This is a genomic window from Rhizobium leguminosarum bv. viciae (assembly GCF_012276115.1).
In the GTDB taxonomy this organism is placed as follows: domain Bacteria; phylum Pseudomonadota; class Alphaproteobacteria; order Rhizobiales; family Rhizobiaceae; genus Rhizobium; species Rhizobium leguminosarum_T.
Genome location: NZ_WIEU01000008.1, coordinates 209,364 through 230,880, shown reverse-complemented (window position 1 = coordinate 230,880; position 21,517 = coordinate 209,364). Strand labels below are relative to the sequence as shown.

Below are 21,517 nucleotides of genomic sequence, written 5' to 3'. Positions count from 1 at the left end.
TTGGACCCACTATGCGGTCAGGGTTCTCATTGATCGGTTTCGTCCTCGGCGAGGATCCGCCAGGCGGCGCCTTGAAGGTCGTCATACTGGCCGCTCTTCAGCGACCAAAGGAATGCCAGGAGTCCTATTCCTCCCATCAGCAGCGCGATCGGTATGAGATAGATCAACATGTTCATGCGGCTTTGACCTCCGCACTCCTGCCGATCCGCCCTCGAATGTGCATATCCGGGCGCTTGCCGAAGGCGTTCAGGCGCAGGGCGTTCGTCACGACGATGATCGAAGATGTCGACATTGCCACCGCCGCTATCAGCGGCGTCGCCAATCCGGCGATGGCGATCGGCACCGCCAGAACGTTGTAACCGATGGCGAGAGCGAAGTTCTGCCGGATGAGGCTGGCGGATCGTCGCGCAACGGCGATCGCTTCCGGAACAGCGTCAAGGCGATCGTTGAAGAAAACCAGGTCGGCCGCCTGTCTGCCGATATCGGAGGCTGTGGCCGGCGCCATCGAGACATGCGCGGCAGCAAGTGCCGGGCGTCGTTGATCCCGTCGCCAACCATGAGCACGCGACGACCTTCGCCCTTCAGCCTCTGGCATTCCTCGACCTTCTGTTTCGGCGTCAGAGAGCCTAAAGCCTGTCGATACCCAGGGCATGCGCCGTATTGTCGACGACGGTCTGCCTGTCTCCGGACACGATCAGCGTTTCAAGGCCGCCTGCATCGAGCCGGTCAATGGCCTCGCGAGCACCCGGACGAAGCGTGTCATCGAAGAAGAAGCGAGCAAGATCGACGCCATTCTTCGACAGGACCACTTCCGAGAACGGACTGTCGGCGGTGCGGGGCACGACGCTGGTTCCGCAGGCAAACGCCGCGTTGCCCAATCGATAGACATCTGCTCCGTTCCTGGCTTCCAGTCCCCCGCCGGGGATTTCCGTGACGATGTCGAAGGACATGAGGTCGGTCTCGGTGTCCCGTACCAGGGCCCGAGAAAGGGGATGCCGTGAATGCGTTGCCAATCCACGGGCGATCGCGGTGGCGCTCTCGTCCATGGCATCCACTCTGACAAGGCGCGAACTGCCGATCGTCAAGGTGCCCGTCTTGTCAAAGGCCACGGTGTCGGTTTCGGCCAGTCTTTCGAGTGCTGAGCCGTCCTTCACCATGATGCCCTTCCGGAAAAGTTCGCCCGCGGCGACGACCTGGACCACGGGTACGGCAAGACCCAATGCGCATGGGCAGGTAATGATCAGCACCGCAACGGCGACCAGCATGGCCCGTTTCCAGTCTCCGCCCAGGAGGCCCCAGGCAAGGAAGGAGACCAGCGCCAGCAGATGCACGACCGGAGAATAGAGCGTCGCAGCGCGATCGGCGATCCTGCGATAGCGAGCTCTTCCGCCCTCGGCGGCTTCCATGAGGCCGATGATCTCCGAGAGAAGCGAATTCTTGGCAATTCTCGTCGCCCGCAACACGAGGGAGCCAGTCAGATTCATCGCCCCGGAACTCACTTCGCTGTTGTTGGCGACGGCGACCGGGCTGCTCTCGCCGGTGACGATGGAGAGATCCAAGTCACTTTCTCCGCTGACGACGATGCCATCGACGGGAACCCGTTCGCCTGCGGCTATCGAGATTTCATCCCCCGCCGCGATCTCTTCTACCGCAATGTAGCGTCGCGACCCGTCCGGATTGATCAGCAATGCTCCGCGCGGGGCCAGTCTTGCGAGTCCGTTGATCGCCGCCCGAGCCTTTTCCCGCATGACATGATCGAGGGTCCTGCCGATCAGCAGGAAGAAGAGCAGCGAGACCGAAGCGTCGAACCAGGCATGCTCGCCGTGATGGACGGTCTCCCACAATGAAACGGCATAGGAGAGCGTCACGGCGAGCGAAATCGGAACGTCCATGTTGGTGCGCCAGTGCCGCAGCGCATTCCAGGCCGATTTGAAGAAGAAGCGCCCCGCATAGACCAGCGCGGGCGCTGCTATCATCGCCGAGATCCAATGAAACATGTCGCGCGTCGCAGCATCTGCGCCCGACTAGACCGATACCGAGAGCAACATGATGTTGGCGGCCGCAAAACCGGACACGCCGATCGCGAGGAGAAGTTGATTTCTCGTCTTGTCGTTCTCGGGAGCTGAGGGCGTGAAGAGATGCGCGCGATATCCGGACGAGTTGATCGCTGCGAGGATCTTGGACGGATCGGTTGCGCGTGTCTCCATCTCCTCCTGGTAGACGCAGCTCACCCTTCGAGCCGTGAGATTGACTCGCGCTGTTTTGACGAAGGAAAGCGCCAACAACGCCCTTTCGATGGTCGAAATGCAGCCACCGCAGTGGGCGTCGGGGACGCTCAGGTCCAACTGGCGCAATCCTTCGCCGAGCGGCTGGCTGGCAAGGCGAACCTCTTCGGCACTGAATGATGTCGTGCTGAGGGCAAGCACGCTTTCCGCGTCCATGGTACAGCAGCTCACTGGCCTAACTCCGCGGTATCGATGCGTTTTGCCTCATGCATGACGACCACGCCGCCGTTTCGCGAGATGGCCTCGACGATCCAGTCACCGTCGGCTAGATCATGCTCCGCTTCGAACCGCCCCGCGGCTGTCTTCCTGAGCGTAAGGAGGAAGTCCTCGTGGTCTCCGACCGGACGTTTGAAATTCAGAATGACGTCGTCGACGATCGCAGGCGATCCGCTCTTGTCGTGAATATCGTAGCGGATCTCGTGCCCCTTTATGGAGAGGTTGCCCTCGATGCCGGAAGCGGCCATTGCCTTCATCGCCGCCGCTTTGCGGTTGAACTCCTGACTGGCGACATAGGTGTTTTCCACGACCAGACCGCTCCAGCTGGAAGAAGCATAGAAGGCCATGGTGACGTTCACCGCAATCACCACGCCAAAGAATGCCGAGGTCGCAAGCAGCATGTGCAGGCCTGTAAAACCTTGAGCGGAGGTCTTCATTTGATGTCTCCCGGTGCATTGAACGCCGCGCGGTAGGTTGCCCGATCGGCATGTTCGGTATCTTCGATAACGAACAGATATTCATTGATCGCCGCTCCGGTAGGCTTGCGCGTAACGAAGACCTTCAGCGTCGTGGCCACGTCGGGTTCGGCATGGACTGTAAAGCTGCGAGCGTCTTCCTTGCCGAACTCGGGAATGCGCATCGTCGCCCCCTCCAGCCCGACCAGGCTTATGTTCATATCCCTCGGCGTCGGCACCATGTTCAGGACACGAAGCGTGTAGCCATTCCGCAGAGAGCCGTCGCTTTCCAGAACATATTGGGGGTTTCGGTCGTGAACGACGTTGAGTTCAAGGCGCTCCCGAAAGGTGAGATGGACGAGCATGGCCACGCCGACCGACGCCCAGGCGACTGCGTAAAACACGGTTCTCGGACGAAAGATGATACGCCAGTTGAAGTGCCGGATCGCCGGAACGAAGGTGCCATCCTCGTTTCGAACCCTGGATGGCTGGACGGCCGTTCGTCCTTCGTCCGTGGCAAGCGACATGTTGCCCGAGTATTCGCTCAGCGTGGCGTAGGCGATCAGGCCGCGAGGCTTTCCGAGCTTGTCCATGACACCGTCGCAGGCGTCGATGCAGAGCGCGCATGTGATGCACTCCATCTGCTGTCCGTCGCGAATGTCGATTCCCATCGGACACACCGCCACGCAGGCATTGCAATCCACGCAATCCCCAACCGATAGGCCATTGACCAAAGCCTTCTTGGCGTGACGCGACCGGTGCTCGCCCCGCCAGTCATTGTAGGTGACGACGAGAGAATTTTCGTCGAGCATCGCACCCTGGATGCGTGGCCACGGACACATATAGGTGCACACCTGCTCGCGCATGAGACCGCCGAGCACATAGGTCGTCGCAGTAAGGATGGCGACGGTGTTGTAGGCGGCTGCAGGAGCGTGGCCGGTGAACAGCGAAACAAGCAGGCTCGGCGCGTCGGCAAAATAAAAGATCCACGCTCCGCCTGTGACGATGCCGATCAGCAGCCAGATCGAGTGTTTGACGACACGCTTCCTCAGCTTGGCCAAGCTCATGGGGTTAGCGTCAAGCTTCATTCGCGCGTTTCGATCGCCTTCGATCGCACGTTCGACGACGAGAAAAAGATCAACCCAGACCGTCTGCGGACAAGCGTAGCCGCACCATGCACGGCCAACCGCGGAAGTGACGAGAAACAGCCCGAACCCGGCCATGACCAGGAGACCCGCTACATAATAAAATTCCTGAGGCCAGATCTCGATGAAGAAAAAGAAGAAGCGCCGTGAGGAAAGGTCGATGAGGATTGCCTGGTCAGGCGCGTAAGGACCGCGATCCCAGCGAATCCATGGCGCGAGATAGTAGATGCCGAGCGTAACCAGCATGACGATCCACTTGAACCGACGGAATTGTCCCTCTGCACGTTTGGGAAAAACCTTCCTCCGAGGTGCGTAGAGAGGCTGCCGGTTGCGACGGGCATTGACCGGCTCGACATTGAGCCGCTCGATGTTATCGGGATCTGGTGCAGTTTAGAGGTTCATGGGACCTATCCGATTTCACCCACCCTTGTCCCATCTGCCACGCATTCGTTCCTTGATGCAGATCAAGAGACAAGGCCTTCCCGCGAAAGGAAAAGGCCGCGCCCTGGAGAGAGGGCGCGGCCTGCAGGAGCTGCGGGGGAACAACCACCGCAGGGACGTCCTCGACAAGTCTACAGCTAGCGGCTTGTCTGCCCGTGGTCTTTGAGACAGGTCAAACTGACAATCGAACTGCCGATCTTTGCCGGGTCGTCGTCCTGATCGGAAGGGGGCGGCGTGGCCTTGGCGCGCGCCGACACACGCGATCGTGTGGTGGCGCGCGGCGTGCCATAGAGATCGAGGATCGGGTTGTGGCCGTGAGCTGCCATGGCTTTTCTCCTCACGTCCCGCCGCCAAGCGAATGGACGAAAATCGTAAGTTCCTTGACCGTCGTATCGCCGAGACGCCCTGCCCAGGCAGGCATGACGCCATGCTTGGGAGCGGCCACCTGAAGGATGATCGCATCCTCGCCGCGTGCCTTCAGCCAGATCGCATCGGCGAGATCCGGCGCCCCCATTTCGGCTTTTCCTTTGGCGTCGTCGCCGTGACATGCGGCACAGTTATCGACGAAGACCTGTTTTCCGGCCTCTGCGAGACCGGGGTCCGACGGTGTATTGGTCAGTCCCCAGACGTAAGCCGCGACCTGCCTTGTCTGGAGGGGATCCAGAACATCGGCAAAGGGCGGCATCTCGGAAGCATGAGTGTCCGTATCCTCGTTGAAGCGAATTCCATGCGCGATCGTCGCCTGGATGGCATCCAGGTCTCCACCCCACAGCCAATCGTCGTCGTTGAGGTTCGGAAATCCCGGGCCGCCGCTTGCTCCCGAGCCATGGCACGGCGCGCAGTTCACCTTGAATGCAGACGCGCCGCCGGCGACCGCGAATTCGCGAAGGGCTGAATCGGAGTCGATCTCGTGCACCGTCTTGGCGGCGATCAGATCACGCAGCGTCGTCTGCGATGCTTTGGCCTGATCCAGGTTCTGCTGCAACTCGGCGCGGCTGGAGAAACCCAGCATGCCCTTCGTGGCGTCGGTCATCATCGGGATCGCGGGATATGCGATCGCATAACCCAAGGCCCAGACGATGGTGGCGTAGAAGGTCCACACCCACCAGCGGGGCATCGGATTGTTGAGCTCGCGGATGCCGTCCCATTCATGTCCGGTCGTTTCGACGCCGCTAAATTCATCGATATGTTTTTCCGACATCTCAATCGTCCTTCAAGGGAATATCGGCGGCTTCTTTCGCCGTTTGCTTACTGCCTGGGCGAAGGGTGAACGCAACCGCGCCGACGAAGAATGCCGCCATTGCCAAAAGGCCCCAGCTGTCGGCGAAGTGTCTCATTGCAGTGTAGGTTTCCATGGATCACCTCATCGGTAGCCGGTCGCGTCGTCGTAGGTCGAGAAATCGACCAACGTTCCGAGCATCTGCAGGTAGGACACCAGGGCATCCATTTCGGTCAGCGCAGCAGGATCGCCGTCGAAATCGCCGGTCTTCGCCTTCGGATAGCGGGCAAGCAGGGCCGTCGTATCTGCATTCGGATCGGCCTGAGCCTTCATGTCGGCCTCCGCGTTCGCCAGCATGTCGTCGTTATAAGGCACGCCCACGTCTTCGTTGGCCTTCAGGTCCATTCCCACGTCCTTGACCGTCACCCTCTGCTCTTTGAGGAAGGCGTAACTCGGCATGATCGACTCCGGCACGACTGCCCGTGGATCGGCGAGATGCTGGACATGCCATTCGTTGGAGTAACGTGCCCCGACACGGGCCAGATCCGGTCCGGTTCGCTTGGATCCCCATTGGAAAGGATGATCGTACATGGACTCGGCCGCGAGCGAGTAATGGCCGTAGCGTTCGACCTCGTCGCGGAAGGGCCTGATCATCTGGCTGTGGCAGAGGTAGCAGCCTTCGCGGATGTAGATGTTCCGGCCGGCCAATTCGAGCGGCGTATACGGCCGCATGCCTTCCACCTTTTCAATCGTATTCTGCAGGTAGAAAAGCGGTGCGATTTCGACGATGCCGCCGATGCTCACGACGAGCAGCGAGCCGACGAGAAGAAGCGTCGCGTTCTTCTCGAGGATCTGATGTTTATCTAGTATCGATGCCATGTCTCACCTCACTCGGCAGGCTGTGGTTGGGGCACGAAAGTGGTTGGGATTGCAGCTTCGTCGCGCAGGTGGCCGCGGATCGTCATGAACACGTTCCAGGCCATGACGAGACCGCCTGCCAGGTAAAGCGTTCCGCCGACCGCGCGCAGCACGTAGTAGGGGAACATCGCCGCGACTGTCTCCGCGAAGGAATAGACGAGGAAGCCCTGAGAATTGTACTCGCGCCACATCAGCCCCTGCTGGATGCCGGCAACCCAAAGCACGGCGGCGTAGACGACGATCCCGAGGGTTGCGAGCCAGAAGTGCCAGTTGACCATCCGCAGGCTGTAGAGACGCTCGCGCCCCCACAGCTTCGGCGTCAGGTAGTAGATCGCCCCGAAGGTGATCATCCCGACCCAGCCGAGTGCGCCGGAATGCACGTGACCGATCGTCCATTCGGTATAGTGGCTGAGCGAATTGACGGTTTTCACGGACATCATCGGGCCTTCGAAGGTCGACATGCCATAAAAGGCAATGGCGACGACCATCATACGGATGATCGGATCGGTGCGGATCTTGTCCCAGGCGCCCGAAAGGGTCATGAGGCCGTTGATCATGCCGCCCCAGGAGGGCATCCAGAGCATGATCGAGAAGACCATGCCGAGCGTCTGGGCCCAGTCGGGCAGTGCCGTGTAGTGCAGATGATGCGGGCCGGCCCAGATGTACATGAAGATCAGCGCCCAGAAGTGGATGATCGAAAGCCGGTATGAATAGACCGGTCGGTTGGCCTGCTTCGGAACGAAATAATACATCATTCCCAGGAAGCCGGCGGTGAGGAAGAAGCCGACGGCGTTGTGGCCGTACCACCATTGGGTCAGCGCGTCCTGGACGCCCGAGAAGACAGAGTAGCTCTTGGAGCCAAGGAACGAGGTGGGAACCGCCAGGTTGTTGACCACGTGCAGCATCGCGATGGTGACGATGAAGCTGAGATAGAACCAGTTTGCCACGTAGATGTGCGGCTCTTTGCGCTTCAGGATCGTTCCAAGATACACGGCGAGATAGGCGATCCAGACGATGGTCAGCCAGAGGTCGACGTACCACTCAGGCTCGGCATATTCACGGGCCTGGGTGATTCCGAGAACGTATCCGGTCGCAGCCATCACGATGAAAAGCTGGTAGCCCCAGAATACGAACCAGGCCAGGCTACCGCCGAAAAGACGTGCGCGACAGGTGCGTTGCACCACGTAGAACGACGTCATGATCAGCGCATTGCCGCCAAAGGCGAAGATGACCGCCGATGTGTGAACGGGCCGCAGCCTTCCGAAATTGAGATAAGGGGCGATGTTGAGGTCGGGAAAGGCCAGTTGCAGCGCGATGACCACGCCAACCAGGAAGCCGACAACGCCCCAGAATACCGTGGCGATCAGGCCATACCGTATCACCTCGTCGAAATAGCCTGATATGTCGACTTTCTGCTGCCGGCCTGCCGGCGAAAAATCAACTCTCCTGATCAGCACAGCAGCGCCCGCGGCAAGGCAGAAGCAAAGTATCCCCATATGGACCGCAAAGAGATGATCATGCGCGAATGCGGCTAGTAGCAGCGCTAGAAACGCCGCGACCGCGATCGCCATCGTTTCCGTTGTGTAATTCATGATGTCGTCCCCAGTACGCCGACGACCGCGTCGCGGCCGTCTTTCTCGCCAGGACTGTCATGAAGCGGCAAATTGCACCTTGATCTGCGTCAACGAGAGGGCCGGTAAATGGGACAGCGCTACGCGTCTTAAGTCGTTGGCACATTCCGACTGTCATACCGTCACGCAGGGTGTTCTTGGTTCGATCTCGCGTTTTGCTGGTGGATCAGTTCTCTGGATTGCCGGAAGCATGTTGCTTTCAGCTTGTCGGTCATTCCAGACATTGCGCTGACCACGGCGATAATCTTATTTCTTCCTGCACCGCAACTCAGCTAAATGCCGAACAACTCGAGCGTAATGACAAAGATCTCGAAAACTCGACTCTCCGAATTTGACAATGGTCGTCTTTATGTTTCACCTAGAATATCGGCGCTGTGAACCACCAGGCCGACCATCAGTCCAAGCGTGTCGACGACGATATGACGCTTGCGTCCCTTAATCTTCTTGCCCGCGTCATAGCCAGAAATGCCGCCGCTTTCCGTGGTTTTTACGCTTTGACTGTCGATCACGCCCGCAGACGGCGAGGCTTCCCGGCCTTCCAATTTACGCGCCTCCATCACAAGATGATGGTTGATCCGACCCCATAACCCTGTCGCTCGCCATTCATAGAAATAGGACTGCACAGTTGTAAAAGGCGGAAAATCCTTGGGCATCATCCGCCATTGGCACCCCGTCGTGGCGATGTAAAGCAACGCATTCACGACCTCGCGAAGATCGGTGCTACCCGGCCTGCCCAGCCGCCTCGGTTCGGGCAGGCAAGGCGAGATCAATCCCCATTCCCGGTCCGTCAGATCGCTTGCATACCGCATTGCGCCTCGGGCATATTGCCGACGGGTGAAATCAGTCCAGCCCATTGTGGTCTCCGTTCGTCCTAAGCAAACAAACAGAACCACAACTGGCTGATTTCACTCAACTCTTTTTCGGTCAGGCTCTTAGAGATCCTTACAATGTTCTTATGAGAACTTTTACTCAAATCACTGCCAGCTTTATTCTATTCTAAGCTTTATGGCCGCCCAATGCTGGCGGGAATGCAAATCGTCAGCGTCTGGGCGGCGCGCATGACGAAGGGCTGGTTGACCGACGGAGGCCGCTGTCAACAAGACCCTCGGAGCAGGCAAGATTACATGCACGCCGGCCACCGCCTATGAACTGCTGATTAGCTGCAGTTTCTTTCATCCGCCGATTGCTTCGTAGCGTGCAGAATTGGGGCCTCAGGATGACGAGCGCGCGACAGCGGGCGGAGGTGGATATTCGACTTTCCGCCTCAACCTTCGCGCAAGACCAGAAGAGAATTGTGGATGTAGGAAACCCCTTACTGGCAGGCGGTCAGGCCGCCCGGATTTGGAATGGCGGCAAAACCGACGCCGTCGATCGTGTTGTCGTTACGGACAATGAAGCAGTAATTCATCGGCGGGAGGTGCGGCGACGATGCAGGAGTTGGCCCCAGCCGGAATGACATAGGTGTCCGCTCCGACGATCGCAAAGACGGAGGCCGTTCCATTCGGATGGGGCACCGGCTGCTTGGTGAACAGGATCGCATCGTTCGGCGGTGCGACCGCAATGGCCTGGTAGTTCCGGCAATCGGACGAAAATACGAGTTGTGCCGCGTCGGGCAGCGCTGTTGCGAGGATAGAGACGGTGGCAATGGCAGCCCGGCAGCGATTTTACCGCGACGTGCTGTTTTGGCCAGCGGATTTCAATGTAATACGTAACGTTGCTATATTCCTTTTGTTCAAGGGTTTATTGGCTTGCTCAAGCGTCAGTGATGATCCGGATCTCTGGGTCTATGGTCCTCCTGTCGCCGAAAAGGTTCCGTCAGCTTTGTAAGTCACGGTGTAGGCCGCGTAGCCCATGGTGAAATCGCAGCATGCCGAGTTGCTCTCGTCATAAGCGACGGTGCTTCCGACCGGCTGGTAGCCCATCTTCACGAAAAAGATCTGCTTCGGTATGCAGTTCATGACGGCGTTGGGGACAGGAGCGACAAAGCTCGAGAGTATAACCGCGTGATTGTTGTTCAGGGCGACGACGCCGCAATAGAGTTCGGGATGCGGCAACGGGGTATAGGAAGGCACGTTCATGCCAAACCCTCCGATCGCAATTCCGGCTTGATTGGCGGGCGTGGAAAGTCCGAGCGGATCGAGCGTCAAGGTCGTGCAGTTGTCCGGCGAACCGTCAACCGTGGTGAGCGTAACCGGTCGGAACGCCGATGTGCTACCGACCACGGATAGTGTGGCGGCATTGAGCGAGAGAAGCGCGATCAGCTGCGAGGGCGACGCCGCCTGTTTGGTGCTGAATGCACCTGCATAGACCTGACTGTCCAAACCGAAATTGACTTGCGCTCCCGAACTTGCGTAATTGCCGATGCTTTGGCAGCCGAGACTGCCGCTGAAGACGAGACCAGGGCTCGGCAGCAACGGAAATGCGGCCTGCTTCTGGAACACATAGAAATATTGCGTCGTCTGCGAAAAGTTCCGAACGATGATCTGGTAGGACGAACTGGTCATTGCGTGTGACAATCCCCTTAGAGATCCAGCCTGTCCGCGCCCGGGCGGCGGTGGCAACCGCGAGGATGGTGCGCAGGTGAAGAGGGGACGGTTCTTCACCTGCATGGGTGCCAAGGCTTACTGGAGCTGCGTGGTCCAGGTGCCGTCAGATTTCAGGCTGACGTTGCAGACGGAATAGCCGCCGGTGAAATCGGAAAGCGCCGCGTTCACGCTCGATTGCGTGAAGTTCATCACGACACCTGGCGTGTAGGCGCCGGTCTGGACATAATATTTAAGGATCGGCTGGCAATCGGTATTGCTGGCAGGGTTTGCCTGCACGAAGTTGGAGAGCACGATGCCGCCATTGACGGCAACCGCCGAGCCGACATTGAAATAGGGCGGCGCGTTGAAGACCGGCGTGGTGATGCGGAAGGCGCCAGGCTGCACACCCTCCCCGTAGATCGGCGAGGATAGTCCGAGCGGATTAACCGTCGCGGTCGTCCAATCGTTCGGTTTGCCGCTGCTACCGGAACTCGTAGCAAGATCGATGGCGCGGCTGGCTGACGAGTAGCCGGAAGAGGCGCCGATTTGCGGCGGTGTGTTCGCCGGCTGGATGCCGGCATAATATTGCAGGTTAACCTGGAAGGTCAGGATCGCGCCCGTGTTGTCATAGTTGCCGAGCGATTGCGAGAAAAGGCTATTCGAATAGACTCGCCCCCCGCCGGTATAAATGGCCGGCTGCTGGAAGAAGTAGAAGGTTTGCGTCTGGGGTTCGCAATTTTTCACGTTGATGGTCAGCATTGTAGACATGTCGGCAACCCTTCTGCCTGAGGGATTTTGCACTTACGTGCAACAGTCGATTTGTGAGATACTCACGGCTGGTCGGCGTGGCATGTTTCGTTCCTGTTGTTTGATCTGCGACACGTTTCAGGTGCTGTGGGGTGTTAAATGCCGCACCCGATCCTCCTTCTCATTTATTTTCCTCCACGTGTTCGAACCGATGCGGTTATCCCGCAACGCGGATGCGAAAGCCGTTCCGCTGCCTCGCAATAGCTCACAAGATTCGTGCCAAGCAGGCCGATAGAGATGACGAACAATAATTTACTGCGATTCCAGTTATGTGGGCGCAAAATGCGCGATTGAGAACAGGAAAGCTTGTCACGTAAACGACAAAGGTGATGACAATGTCGCAAATTGTTGTATGCGTCTGAAGGACCACAAGCTGGCGCTGGCTCAGCAGTAAGGCGCGTCAGATCAAGTGGCTTCGGCTTTGGTTATGCGGTAGCTCGCCCAACCGATCAGAACGGCGTTGATGTAACGATTGAGGCGGAGAAAAGCCAAGACCTCGACGCGCTGCAGCAGCTTTTATGGACGGCTTTCGATTGATATTTCCAGCAAGGGTTACTCGACGCTTCTGGCAATCATCCTGTTCACGCCCGCAACATCAGCTAAACCGCTTGTCCAAGCCTCACTAGGCGCCCGCAGCGTTATTTTCTCGATCGCTGTGCTTCTGATCGCGCATACGGTGTCGCTAGTCAGATTATCAACGGCAAACCGAAGCGCGATACACGCCCACCGCACCAGAGCTTCAGTCCCCGTGCTATCTCCCGGGGGATTATTCGGCGTTGAAATCTTCCAACTCGTGGCGCAGCTATCATGGACTTGTCCGACCTGAAGGCTATCGAACCGCCCCTCCGGGGCGGATTGCGACACGACATGTCGGCAACCCTACAAAACCCCTTCGCATAGCGACAACGAAACATGTGCAATCTCGAAGGCTTACCGGCGCAACTTTATTGGCACGAGCAGTGCTCAGAGTTAGCCGGGTCCCTGAAGCCCGAATCCGATTGGGGAGCTTAAACGACTATGCACATCGTGGTCTGTATCAAACAAGTGCCGGACTCTGCGCAGATACGCGTCCACCCGGTGACAAATACGATAATGCGCCAAGGCGTACCGACCATCATTAACCCTTACGACCTGTTTGCTCTCGAAGAGGCACTTCAAGTTCGTGACCGCTATGGGGGCGAGGTGACCGTTCTCACGATGGGACCGCCCATGGCTGAGCAAGCGCTACGCAAAGCCCTTACCCACGGCGCAGATCGCGCAGTGCTTCTGACCGACCGCCTCTTTGCTGGATCTGACACGCTGGCGACGTCGTATGCTCTTTCTCAAGCAGTAGGGAAGATTGGCGAGAGCTACGGGGCGCCTGATATCGTCTTTACGGGAAAGCAGACAATTGACGGCGACACGGCCCAGGTCGGACCCGGAATTGCAAAGAGGCTGAACCTCCAGCAACTGACTTACGTAACGAAGATTGTCTCCATTGATCCCACTTCGCGCGAGCTCATGGTTGAACGGCACGCGGAGAGCGGCACGCAGATGCTGAAGAGCACGTTTCCATGTCTCATCACCGTGCTGGAAGGTGTCAATGCTATCCGCCGGGGCTCTCTCGATGACGCCTTCCGTGCCGCGCGAAGCCCGGTTCTTAAATGGGGGGCCGCTGACGCCGGCATTGGGGAGTTGACCAAATGCGGCCTAAGGGGATCGCCGACGGTCGTGAAGCGAGTATTCGCCCCTGGTTCGCGCGCCGAAAAAGCTATGCAAATGGACATTAACGACAAAACATTGGCGGAGGTCGCCGCGGACACGGTCGCTGCAATTTTTGCCTGCCAGCCTGTTTTGGAACGCAAGCTCACGTCCCATGGCAATCGGTGAGCAGCGAGGAGTAGATTTTGGTCGCTAGAAAAAATGAAACGCCGGCAAATGCGGTCGGCCGCGCCAGCTCAGGGAAAAAGCTGCTTAAGTGTTTCGAAGATCACCGGCACGTCTGGGTCTTCATGGAACTTGAGCGCGGCAATGTTCATCCCGTATCGATTGAACTCCTCGGCGAAGGCCGCAGACTAGCTGACAAGCTGGGTGTCCAACTGGCCGGGGTAATCCTCGGTTCGTCTGAAGGCGTGGGCACCAAGCCTGCGATCGAAGAGGCCTTCGCTTACGGAGCTGATGTCGCCTATCTGGTAGAGTCGCCCCTCCTCGCCGACTATCGAAACGAACCCTTTACCAAGGCTTTGACGGATCTGGTCACTACTCACAAACCAGAAATTCTCCTTCTCGGCGCGACCACGCTCGGCCGCGACCTCGCCGGTGCTGTAGCAACGACCTTACAAACAGGGCTTACGGCTGATTGCACCGAGCTGGATGTTGATGGAGATGGTTCACTCGCAGCGACGCGGCCAACTTTCGGCGGGTCCTTGTTGTGCACGATCTACACGCTGACCAGCCGGCCGCAAATGGCAACGGTGCGGTCCAGGGTCATGGCGACGCCGCAACGTGCGGATAAGCCAATTGGACGCGTTATCCAACATCAACTCCTAATGGTTGAGGAGGAGATCGTCACCAAAGTGCTCGCGTTCCTTTGTAACAGCGGGTCTGAGCAATCCGATCTGGCCAACTCCGACATCGTGATCGGGGGCGGTCTCGGCCTCGGCGCTGCAGGAAACCTGCAATACTTGAGAAACCTGGCAACGACGATCGGCGGGGGTGTCGGGTGCTCGCGCCCACTGGTCCAAAAAGGCTGGATGCCTGCTGATCGACAAATTGGTCAGTCCGGCCATACCATTAGACCCAAGCTCTACATCGCGGCGGGAATATCTGGCGCGGTCCAGCATCGCGTTGGAGTCGAAGGAGCCGATCTGATTGTCGCTATCAACCTCGACCAGAACGCTCCGATCTTTGACTTCGCCCACATCGGCGTTGTCGCTTGCGCGCTGGAGTTCTTGCCGGCGTTGACAGAAGCTTTCGCCAAGCGAATGCCACCGCACAACTCTATCAAGGGTATGGACCGAGGAAGGCTAGATGACCAAGAGTAAGTTCGACGCGATCGTGATTGGTGCCGGTATGTCCGGCAACGCAGCAGCCTATTCGATGGCTAGTCGCGGTCTAAAAGTGCTGCAGCTGGAGCGCGGAGAACATTCGGGCTCTAAGAATGTTCAAGGGGCTATATTGTACGCCAACATGTTGGAGGCGATTATCCCAAACTTCCGCGATGACGCTCCTCTTGAACGGCATCTAGTCGAGCAACGATTCTGGCTAATGGATGACTCGTCGCACACGGGCGTGCACTATCGCTCTGATGACTTCAATGAACTGAAGCCAAACCGGTATACGATCATCCGCGCCCAGTTTGACAAATGGTTCTCACGCAAGGTGCGCGAGGCGGGTGGCACAGTCCTTTGTGAAACGACAGCGACCAGACTCGCTTGGGATCTGAGCGGTAAAGTAATAGGCGTTCACACGGACCGAGAGGGCGGTGTGATCCTCGCGGACGTGGTCGTTCTTGCCGAGGGCGTGAACGGACTGCTTGGAACACGAGCCGGCTTACGCGATATGCCGAAGCCAGAAAATGTGGCCCTCGCTGTCAAGGAAATGCATTTCATGCCGGAAGAGGTGATCGCAGAGCGCTTCGGCCTCAGCGGTAGCGAAGGCTGTGTGATCGAAGCCGGCGGCACGATCTCACGCGGAATGGCCGGACTGGGCTTCCTTTATACCAACAAGGAGTCAATCTCGTTGGGGATCGGCTGCCTCGTCTCCGGTTTAGCGGAAGGCATGGAAAATCCGTACCGCATCCTTGAAGCCTTCAAGCAACATCCCTCGATCCGACCATTACTGGCCGGATCAGAGATCAAAGAATACGCCGCGCATCTTATTCCTGAGGGCGGCTTCAAGGCAATCCCACCGCTCTTTGGCAACGGGTGGGTCGTCGTGGGCGACGCGGCGCAACTAAACAATGCCGTGCATAGGGAGGGATCGAACCTTGCGATGACATCCGGCCTCATGGCGGGTGAAGCGATCTTCCAGATAAAGAGCCGTGGCGGTCTGATGACGAAACGCAATCTCTCTCTCTATAAGGGCATACTGGACAAGTCGTTCGTCATGAAAGACCTGATCAAACACAAAGATCTTCCAAGCCTCCTCCACACCGACAGTCACAATTTTTTCATGACCTATCCAACGCTTATATCTCAAGCAGCGCAAAATTTTGTGCGCGTCGACGGTGCACCTAAAATCATCAGGGAGAAGGCTACAGCTGCCTCCTTTATCAAGGCACGATCCCGTTGGGGGTTGATTAGCGACGCGGTCCGCTCCGCCGCATCTTGGCGTTAAAGGAAAATTCGATGAAGGCGACCATCATTGAGCGCATTGAGGACAAGCTGTACCAAAACCGATATCTCGTCGACACTGGACGTCCGCATATAACAGTGCGACCGCACCGGTCGCCAAGCCCGAACCTGCTCGCCTTGACGCAAATCTGTCCGGCCAAATGTTACGAGGTGAACGAAATTGGTCAGGTGGCGATTGTTCCCGATGGCTGCTTGGAATGCGGCACATGCAGAGTGTTATGCGAAGCGAGTGGGGACATAAAGTGGAATTATCCCCGGGGCGGGTTCGGGGTCCTCTTCAAATTCGGATGAGGAGTCCCTACCTCCGGCGGGATAGCAGCGACCGATGCAGCTGCATTAGCGGCGGCGATTGAATGTGCATCCACTCAACCTTTCGAAAGGCAAATTTTCTATGCCGCCGGGAACACGATTTTGACTTAGGAATATGCGTTTAGCATATTTCGCGCACCAGGGAAAAAAACAGTGCACCCTCCCCTGTTTGTAGGCATGATTAAACCAGAGGCGCGGCTCCATATACTCTACGACATATCCAAAGAGCTTATCTCTTCTTTTCCTCTAGACAACGTGCTGAAGGCTGCGATGAACGCCCTCGTCGAGCATCTGCGATTGCGCGATGGCGGAATCGTGATTCACGGCTCCGGAGGAGAGCCCTGGATAAACGTACGGGCTCCCATTGGGCACGACGTTCGCTCACGTTCGCTTACGATTGAACAGGCGGACACAATAAATCGTGTCATCGCTAGCGGAGAGAAGCACTTTGGGAAAAATTCTGTCGTTCTCCCCGTTAAAGTAAACCGGAAGACAATCGGCGCATTGTGGATTGATTTCGCGCAGAAAAGCGGAGATCAGGACGAAACCCTTCTGGCAATGATTGCCGTCCTGATCGGCTTAACCTGCCAGCGCTATCGCGAATTGTGCAGCGATGGCGGCTCAGTCGCCGAGGAACAACAAGCAGGACAGATTCCGAAAATCGGGCCGAAGCCTCATCCCACCCAACTCGATAAAATCGACTGGATCGTCGGGGAAAGCCCCGCGCTCAAGAGGGTATTAGCGACGGCCAAGATCGTGGCCGCGACGAACTCCGCGGTGCTCTTGAGAGGAGAGAGCGGCACTGGCAAGGAATGCTTTGCAAGAGCAATACACGCGTTATCGATACGGAAAAGCAAGGCGTTTATTAAGTTGAATTGCGCCGCGCTGTCGGAGACCGTTCTGGAATCCGAATTGTTTGGCCATGAGAAGGGCGCTTTCACTGGCGCTCTGCTTCAACGAGCTGGACGTTTCGAACTGGCCAATGGCGGAACGCTGTTGCTTGATGAAATTGGCGATGTATCACCACAATTCCAGGCAAAGTTATTGCGCGTGTTACAGGAAGGCGAATTCGAACGTCTCGGCGGAACGAAGACATTGAAAGTAGACGTTCGAGTTATATGCGCCACCAACAAGGACCTTGAAGTGGCCGTCCTTCGAGGGGAGTTCAGAGCCGACCTCTATTACCGGATCAATGTGGTGCCCATCATTTTGCCGCCACTTCGGCAGCGCGACGGAGACATTTCGCTTCTAGCGCAAGTGTTCCTCGAGCAATTCAACAAGTCAAATGATCGAAATTTCGACTTCGCGCCGTCGGCAATAGGCATTTTGTCGAAATGCGCCTTCCCCGGCAATGTTCGCGAGCTGGACAACTGCGTACAAAGGACCGCAACTCTCGCCAGTTCAAATACCATCGCTTCATCAGATTTTGCCTGTCAGCAAGACCAGTGTTCTTCAGCGCTCCTCTGGAAAGACGCCCCCGACGACTACCCGGTGCATAGTCTCAACCCGCGAGATACAATGTTAGGCGGACTGGGGGCCAACGCAGGTACTCCCAGCGGTTCCGCAGCCACAATCGAGGCGCCGGGTCTCACTGAGCGTGATCGGCTGATCAAGGCAATGGTGAAGGCTGGTTGGGTACAGGCCAAAGCGGCTCGTATTCTGGGTAAAACGCCGCGGCAGGTCGGCTATGCGCTGCGCCGGTTTGGTATCGATGTGATCAAAGAGTGAAGGTGAGCGATGTCAAGAACATCGTAAGCTTTGGTTGGTTGCTGGAGAAGCGACTTCGGGCGCGATCCTGCCTTGATTGCTACAAAACATCTACGACAGCGAGCGCGGAAACGGGCGGTAAAGGCGACATGTCGACCGGAATCTATCTTGCTTTTGGAGGTTTAACCTTTCCTCACCAATGGAACAATGCGATGTCGGAACCGGAAATAAAGGTCGGGACGACCAGCAGTGCTCTCTTCGACCGAGCGCCGATGGCTCCCGCTATGCCCGGTGGCCGCGCATCTTCGTCCCATGGCCTTTCGGTGACGGATGACATAGATGCGCGGATCTGGGAGAGAATCAAAGACCATCCCTGCTTTTCAGAGCAAGCCCATCACTATTTCGCTCGCATGCATGTCGCGGTCGCGCCAGCCTGTAACATCCAGTGCAACTACTGCAATCGCAAATACGACTGCACCAACGAAAGCCGTCCCGGGGTCGCATCAGTAAAGCTAACTCCCGACCAGGCACTACGCAAGGTGCTTGCCGTCGCCCGCAAAGTGCCGGAGCTTTCGGTAGTCGGCGTCGCCGGACCGGGCGACGCTTGTTACGACTGGAGGAAAACAGTAGCGACGTTTGAAGGAGTTGCCAGGGAAATTCCTGACATCAAACTATGTATCTCGACAAATGGGTTGGCGCTTCCGGACCATGTCGATGAGCTAGCTGACATGAACGTCGATCACGTGACGATCACTATCAACATGGTGGATCCGGAAGTCGGGGCGAAGATCTATCCATGGATACTCCACAGGCATCGTCGATACACTGGGATAGAAGGTGCCAGGATCCTTCACAAGCGCCAAATGCTGGGTTTGGAAATGCTGACCAAACGCGGCATTCTCACCAAGATCAATTCGGTTATGATTCCAGGCGTCAATGACACGCACCTCGTGGAAGTTAACCGATGGATTAGAGACCGCGGGGCTTTCATGCACAATGTGGTGCCCCTGATTTCCAAGCGTTCACATGGTACTTATTACGGTCTTACGGGTCAGCGTTGCCCGGAGCCGTTCGAACTGAAGGCACTTCAAGACTGTCTCGATGGCAACGTTAAGCTTATGCGACACTGCCAACAGTGCCGGGCCGACGCCATCGGTTTGCTGGGCGATGATCGCGAGCGAGAGTTTGCCCTCGACCAGATCTCCACCAAAGTTGAATTCGACACCAGCAAGCGCGAGGCCTATCGCAAGCTGGTCCAGCATGAGCGAGGGGATCAACTGGCAGCAAAATTGGACGCGAACAAAGCAGTCAAGTCATTGGGTTCTTCGGGAACCCTTGCAGTTGCCGTGGCTACTAAAGGTGGCGGCCGGATCAACGAACATTTCGGTCAGGCAAGGGAACTCCAAGTGTATGCAGTCTCACGAAAGGGGATCAACTTGGTGGGACACCGCAAGGTCGAGCAGTATTGCCTCGGTGGTATAGGCGAGAAGGCCACTCTCGATCACACCATCGTTGCACTCGACGGCATCGACATTCTGCTTTCTTCCAAAATCGGCGATTGCCCAAAGAAGCGGTTGGCAGAAACTGGCGTGCGAACCAGTGACGCATTTTCCTATGATTACATCGAGACTGCGATTGGCGCGCTATACGCCGCCGAGTTTGGCGGCAAACCGGCAATGCCGACGGCTTTAGGCCCCTCTAATTGAATCAGGAGCTAAAACATGGCCTTCAAGATCATTGTATCCCAATGCACCCAGTGCGGCGCTTGCGAATTTGAATGTCCCTCAGATGCGATCAGTTTCAAAGGTGAGGGATATGTTGTGGATCCAAAAAAATGTACCGAGTGCAGGGGTGAGTTTGACACGCAACAATGCGCTTCGGTGTGTCCGATGCCGAAGACCTGCGTCCCTGCCTGATCGCCACCGGACTAAAGCGCAAAGACAGAGCCACAACGGAGATATCGGCCTGCGCATATGTCGTACTAAAATAGCGGCTTTGATAGCGCTCGACTTCCGGAGCTCCAAAGCCGCCGCAGCGAGAAGGGACATGCATGAGAGTGACAATCAGCAGAACTGACGTCGGTTTATCGGCCTATATTCACAAGAAAGACCTTGAGGAACCGATCATTTCGGTTGAACACAAAAACCTATGGGGCGGCTTTATTTTGCTGAAGAATGGATGGCGGATAGCCCTCCCCGACCTATCGCAGAACAGGCGCCTGCCCGTTACTGTCGACGCGAGGAGGCTATCCAGTTAGGGCGTGCGCAGGTTGATAGATGAGCGTCGATGCCAAGCGCAAGCGGGCATACAACCCAAATAGAGGGCATCGAGTTCCCGATCCCTTGAGGGCGGCCATCGGCAAGAGGCCGCCCGTAAATCAGCAGGAATCCGATATAATGCAATTCAACGAAACAACGCTCAAGGACCCCGTGGTCCCCATCCTTAGCGATATTGGCGGAGCTGTCAGCGTGCCGCTGGTGCGGATCGGAGATGCTCACGGGCTATACAGGACGCTGAAGGCAGTCGGGCCGGTGAAGGCCGACGAACTTGCCGATGCCTCGGATGCGCACTCGTTATGTGCGGGAGTGGCTGGCGGCACGGGCCGCCTCAGGCTGTGTGCACCATGAGCGAGGATTGTTCTCGCTGGCAACCGAGCGGGCCCACGTGTTCGCCGAGCCGGGCAGCCCGGTCGACCTGATTGGCGCGTTCGATACGGCTGCCGCGATGGTCGAGAACCAACTGCAAGCCGCCTTCAAAAACGGCCGGGGGTTGCCTGGGGCGACCAAGCTGGCTGCATGTTCTGCGCCGTCGCGCGGCTGTTCCGCCCTGGTTACGTCGATGCCCTCGTCCTGGAGTGGCTGCCGGGGCTCGATGGTGTGATCGACAAGTGGAAAACCGGTGCTACGGTTGCCGACGGAGAAAACATCAATCCGGTTGAGGGGCTTTACTGCTTTACTACTCAGCCTCGACGATGATCTGCGTTCCGACCTCCATCGCACAAGAGACAGGGCTCGCGCTTGGTGCGCAAGCGGGAGAGAAGCGATTGACGGAAGTGATCCGGTCGGGCGGTTTCACTCATGTCCGGCGCTCAGCCCACGCCCCTCAACATGGTTCTCGAGGCGACCTGATGAGAAGGAGTGGCGGGTCGGGGTCCAGCCAGATGTGCAGGTTCTCGGTGCAAACATGACGCCGAAAAGCGGATAGTCCTTGAAATTCGGACTATCTTTGCACGCTTGAGGCAGATTCGGTGGTCGCTCTCCAACTCCCTGCTGGACGAGCGAAAGAGCGGGCGATACCCGCCTCATTGGCCGCACGCAGAAGCGATTCGGGGAATTGTTCCGAGGCAATCTTCCCGCTCAATGCGTCGACGCTAGCTTTGATAGCAACCACGTATTCCTCGCCGTCATCGCAAGGCCATGCGTTGATCAGAAGACGCGCCGTGTCGCCCAGCGTCCATGCGATCTTGCGGGATGCCAGGCCTCGCCCCCAACCGGCGTGAGTGCTGATGATGATGTGAGGTGGCAT

Annotated in this window: 19 protein-coding genes and 4 pseudogenes; 9 read left to right on the top strand and 14 right to left on the bottom strand. The window is 57.5% G+C overall.

What is annotated here, in order from left to right:
• Window positions 1-26: 26 nt before the first annotated feature.
• The 13 genes and pseudogenes from ccoS to GFM02_RS16915 all read right to left on the bottom strand — a co-directional run bounded on the left by ccoS (window position 27) and on the right by GFM02_RS16915 (window position 11,603).
• Window positions 27-176, bottom strand: a complete 150-nt coding sequence (gene ccoS / locus GFM02_RS16975) for a cbb3-type cytochrome oxidase assembly protein CcoS (RefSeq protein WP_168322231.1) — start codon at window positions 174-176, stop codon at window positions 27-29.
• Window positions 173-2,456: pseudogene (locus tag GFM02_RS16970) on the bottom strand (cation-translocating P-type ATPase). The gene ccoS and the pseudogene GFM02_RS16970 overlap by 4 nt, the downstream one beginning before the upstream one ends.
• Window positions 2,453-2,938: a FixH family protein gene (locus GFM02_RS16965; protein WP_168322230.1), complete on the bottom strand. Its 486-nt coding sequence runs from the start codon at window positions 2,936-2,938 to the stop codon at window positions 2,453-2,455. Before GFM02_RS16965 ends, GFM02_RS16970 begins: the two are co-directional and overlap by 4 nt.
• Entirely contained in the window at window positions 2,935-4,470 is a 1,536-nt protein-coding gene (gene ccoG / locus GFM02_RS16960; RefSeq protein ID WP_348643975.1) for a cytochrome c oxidase accessory protein CcoG, read from the bottom strand. Before ccoG ends, GFM02_RS16965 begins: the two co-directional genes overlap by 4 nt.
• Before the next feature lie 209 nt (window positions 4,471-4,679).
• Window positions 4,680-4,868, bottom strand: coding sequence for a hypothetical protein (locus GFM02_RS16955; RefSeq protein ID WP_168283864.1), 189 nt, complete (start codon window positions 4,866-4,868; stop codon window positions 4,680-4,682).
• A gap of 11 nt (window positions 4,869-4,879) precedes the next feature.
• Window positions 4,880-5,743 carry a cytochrome-c oxidase, cbb3-type subunit III gene (gene ccoP, locus GFM02_RS16950; protein ID WP_168322229.1) on the bottom strand — a complete coding sequence of 288 codons (864 nt, stop codon included), beginning with the start codon at window positions 5,741-5,743 and terminating at the stop codon, window positions 4,880-4,882.
• 1 nt (window position 5,744) lies between these two features.
• Window positions 5,745-5,897, bottom strand: a complete 153-nt coding sequence (locus tag GFM02_RS16945) for a CcoQ/FixQ family Cbb3-type cytochrome c oxidase assembly chaperone (RefSeq protein ID WP_049732173.1) — start codon at window positions 5,895-5,897, stop codon at window positions 5,745-5,747.
• 8 nt (window positions 5,898-5,905) lie between these two features.
• On the bottom strand, window positions 5,906-6,640 hold the full coding sequence (ccoO, locus tag GFM02_RS16940; RefSeq protein ID WP_003549661.1) for a cytochrome-c oxidase, cbb3-type subunit II: 735 nt from the start codon (window positions 6,638-6,640) through the stop codon (window positions 5,906-5,908).
• A gap of 8 nt (window positions 6,641-6,648) precedes the next feature.
• The gene (gene ccoN, locus GFM02_RS16935; RefSeq protein WP_168322228.1) at window positions 6,649-8,271 is read right to left on the bottom strand and encodes a cytochrome-c oxidase, cbb3-type subunit I; all 1,623 of its coding nucleotides are present in this window, start codon (window positions 8,269-8,271) and stop codon (window positions 6,649-6,651) included.
• 401 nt (window positions 8,272-8,672) lie between these two features.
• Window positions 8,673-9,164, bottom strand: a pseudogene (locus GFM02_RS16930) (IS5 family transposase); the annotation flags it as partial.
• 458 nt (window positions 9,165-9,622) lie between these two features.
• On the bottom strand, window positions 9,623-9,769 hold the full coding sequence (locus GFM02_RS35165; RefSeq protein WP_003551834.1) for a hypothetical protein: 147 nt from the start codon (window positions 9,767-9,769) through the stop codon (window positions 9,623-9,625).
• A gap of 325 nt (window positions 9,770-10,094) precedes the next feature.
• A complete protein-coding gene (locus tag GFM02_RS16920) occupies window positions 10,095-10,928 on the bottom strand; it encodes a hypothetical protein (RefSeq protein ID WP_168322227.1) in 834 nt (277 codons plus the stop codon).
• A gap of 3 nt (window positions 10,929-10,931) precedes the next feature.
• Window positions 10,932-11,603 carry a hypothetical protein gene (locus GFM02_RS16915; RefSeq protein WP_003551831.1) on the bottom strand — a complete coding sequence of 224 codons (672 nt, stop codon included), beginning with the start codon at window positions 11,601-11,603 and terminating at the stop codon, window positions 10,932-10,934.
• A 1,056-nt stretch (window positions 11,604-12,659) separates the two neighbouring features.
• Here GFM02_RS16915 and GFM02_RS16910 point away from each other — a divergent pair.
• The 9 genes and pseudogenes from GFM02_RS16910 to GFM02_RS16870 all read left to right on the top strand — a co-directional run bounded on the left by GFM02_RS16910 (window position 12,660) and on the right by GFM02_RS16870 (window position 21,120).
• Window positions 12,660-13,511, top strand: coding sequence for an electron transfer flavoprotein subunit beta/FixA family protein (locus tag GFM02_RS16910; RefSeq protein ID WP_003551829.1), 852 nt, complete (start codon window positions 12,660-12,662; stop codon window positions 13,509-13,511).
• Between the two features lie 17 nt (window positions 13,512-13,528).
• On the top strand, window positions 13,529-14,665 hold the full coding sequence (locus tag GFM02_RS16905) for an electron transfer flavoprotein subunit alpha/FixB family protein (protein WP_003551827.1): 1,137 nt from the start codon (window positions 13,529-13,531) through the stop codon (window positions 14,663-14,665).
• Window positions 14,652-15,959 carry an NAD(P)-binding protein gene (locus GFM02_RS16900; protein ID WP_003551825.1) on the top strand — a complete coding sequence of 436 codons (1,308 nt, stop codon included), beginning with the start codon at window positions 14,652-14,654 and terminating at the stop codon, window positions 15,957-15,959. Before GFM02_RS16905 ends, GFM02_RS16900 begins: the two co-directional genes overlap by 14 nt.
• 11 nt (window positions 15,960-15,970) lie before the next feature.
• Window positions 15,971-16,267: a ferredoxin family protein gene (locus GFM02_RS16895; protein ID WP_003551823.1), complete on the top strand. Its 297-nt coding sequence runs from the start codon at window positions 15,971-15,973 to the stop codon at window positions 16,265-16,267.
• Between the two features lie 195 nt (window positions 16,268-16,462).
• The gene (gene nifA, locus GFM02_RS16890; protein WP_168283908.1) at window positions 16,463-18,013 is read left to right on the top strand and encodes a nif-specific transcriptional activator NifA; all 1,551 of its coding nucleotides are present in this window, start codon (window positions 16,463-16,465) and stop codon (window positions 18,011-18,013) included.
• Between the two features lie 191 nt (window positions 18,014-18,204).
• Window positions 18,205-19,698 (top strand): nitrogenase cofactor biosynthesis protein NifB, encoded by a 1,494-nt coding sequence (gene nifB, locus GFM02_RS16885; protein WP_017991527.1) that lies wholly within the window; start codon window positions 18,205-18,207, stop codon window positions 19,696-19,698.
• A gap of 15 nt (window positions 19,699-19,713) precedes the next feature.
• Window positions 19,714-19,908: a 4Fe-4S binding protein gene (locus GFM02_RS16880; protein WP_003551816.1), complete on the top strand. Its 195-nt coding sequence runs from the start codon at window positions 19,714-19,716 to the stop codon at window positions 19,906-19,908.
• Between the two features lie 134 nt (window positions 19,909-20,042).
• Complete coding sequence (gene nifT, locus GFM02_RS16875) at window positions 20,043-20,249, top strand: putative nitrogen fixation protein NifT (protein ID WP_017991528.1); 207 nt, start codon at window positions 20,043-20,045, stop codon at window positions 20,247-20,249.
• Window positions 20,250-20,388: 139 nt separating this feature from the next.
• Window positions 20,389-21,120, top strand: a pseudogene (locus tag GFM02_RS16870) (hypothetical protein).
• Between the two features lie 96 nt (window positions 21,121-21,216).
• Here the strand turns inward: GFM02_RS16870 and GFM02_RS16865 are convergent.
• A pseudogene (locus GFM02_RS16865) lies at window positions 21,217-21,517 on the bottom strand (DUF982 domain-containing protein); the annotation flags it as partial.

What these genes read in the sequence shown, in the direction of transcription:
- GFM02_RS16945 (WP_049732173.1), bottom strand. Translation starts at nt 5,897, where the DNA reads ATGGAAACCTACACTGCAATGAGACACTTCGCCGACAGCTGGGGCCTT.
- GFM02_RS16915 (WP_003551831.1), bottom strand. Translation starts at nt 11,603, where the DNA reads ATGTCTACAATGCTGACCATCAACGTGAAAAATTGCGAACCCCAGACG.
- GFM02_RS16955 (WP_168283864.1), bottom strand. Translation starts at nt 4,868, where the DNA reads ATGGCAGCTCACGGCCACAACCCGATCCTCGATCTCTATGGCACGCCG.
- GFM02_RS16900 (WP_003551825.1), top strand. Translation starts at nt 14,652, where the DNA reads ATGACCAAGAGTAAGTTCGACGCGATCGTGATTGGTGCCGGTATGTCC.
- nifA (WP_168283908.1), top strand. Translation starts at nt 16,463, where the DNA reads ATGATTAAACCAGAGGCGCGGCTCCATATACTCTACGACATATCCAAA.
- ccoP (WP_168322229.1), bottom strand. Translation starts at nt 5,743, where the DNA reads ATGTCGGAAAAACATATCGATGAATTTAGCGGCGTCGAAACGACCGGA.
- ccoO (WP_003549661.1), bottom strand. Translation starts at nt 6,640, where the DNA reads ATGGCATCGATACTAGATAAACATCAGATCCTCGAGAAGAACGCGACG.
- GFM02_RS16965 (WP_168322230.1), bottom strand. Translation starts at nt 2,938, where the DNA reads ATGAAGACCTCCGCTCAAGGTTTTACAGGCCTGCACATGCTGCTTGCG.
- GFM02_RS16895 (WP_003551823.1), top strand. Translation starts at nt 15,971, where the DNA reads ATGAAGGCGACCATCATTGAGCGCATTGAGGACAAGCTGTACCAAAAC.
- nifT (WP_017991528.1), top strand. Translation starts at nt 20,043, where the DNA reads ATGAGAGTGACAATCAGCAGAACTGACGTCGGTTTATCGGCCTATATT.
- ccoS (WP_168322231.1), bottom strand. Translation starts at nt 176, where the DNA reads ATGAACATGTTGATCTATCTCATACCGATCGCGCTGCTGATGGGAGGA.
- GFM02_RS16910 (WP_003551829.1), top strand. Translation starts at nt 12,660, where the DNA reads ATGCACATCGTGGTCTGTATCAAACAAGTGCCGGACTCTGCGCAGATA.
- GFM02_RS16880 (WP_003551816.1), top strand. Translation starts at nt 19,714, where the DNA reads ATGGCCTTCAAGATCATTGTATCCCAATGCACCCAGTGCGGCGCTTGC.
- nifB (WP_017991527.1), top strand. Translation starts at nt 18,205, where the DNA reads ATGTCGGAACCGGAAATAAAGGTCGGGACGACCAGCAGTGCTCTCTTC.
- ccoN (WP_168322228.1), bottom strand. Translation starts at nt 8,271, where the DNA reads ATGAATTACACAACGGAAACGATGGCGATCGCGGTCGCGGCGTTTCTA.
- GFM02_RS35165 (WP_003551834.1), bottom strand. Translation starts at nt 9,769, where the DNA reads ATGTCATTCCGGCTGGGGCCAACTCCTGCATCGTCGCCGCACCTCCCG.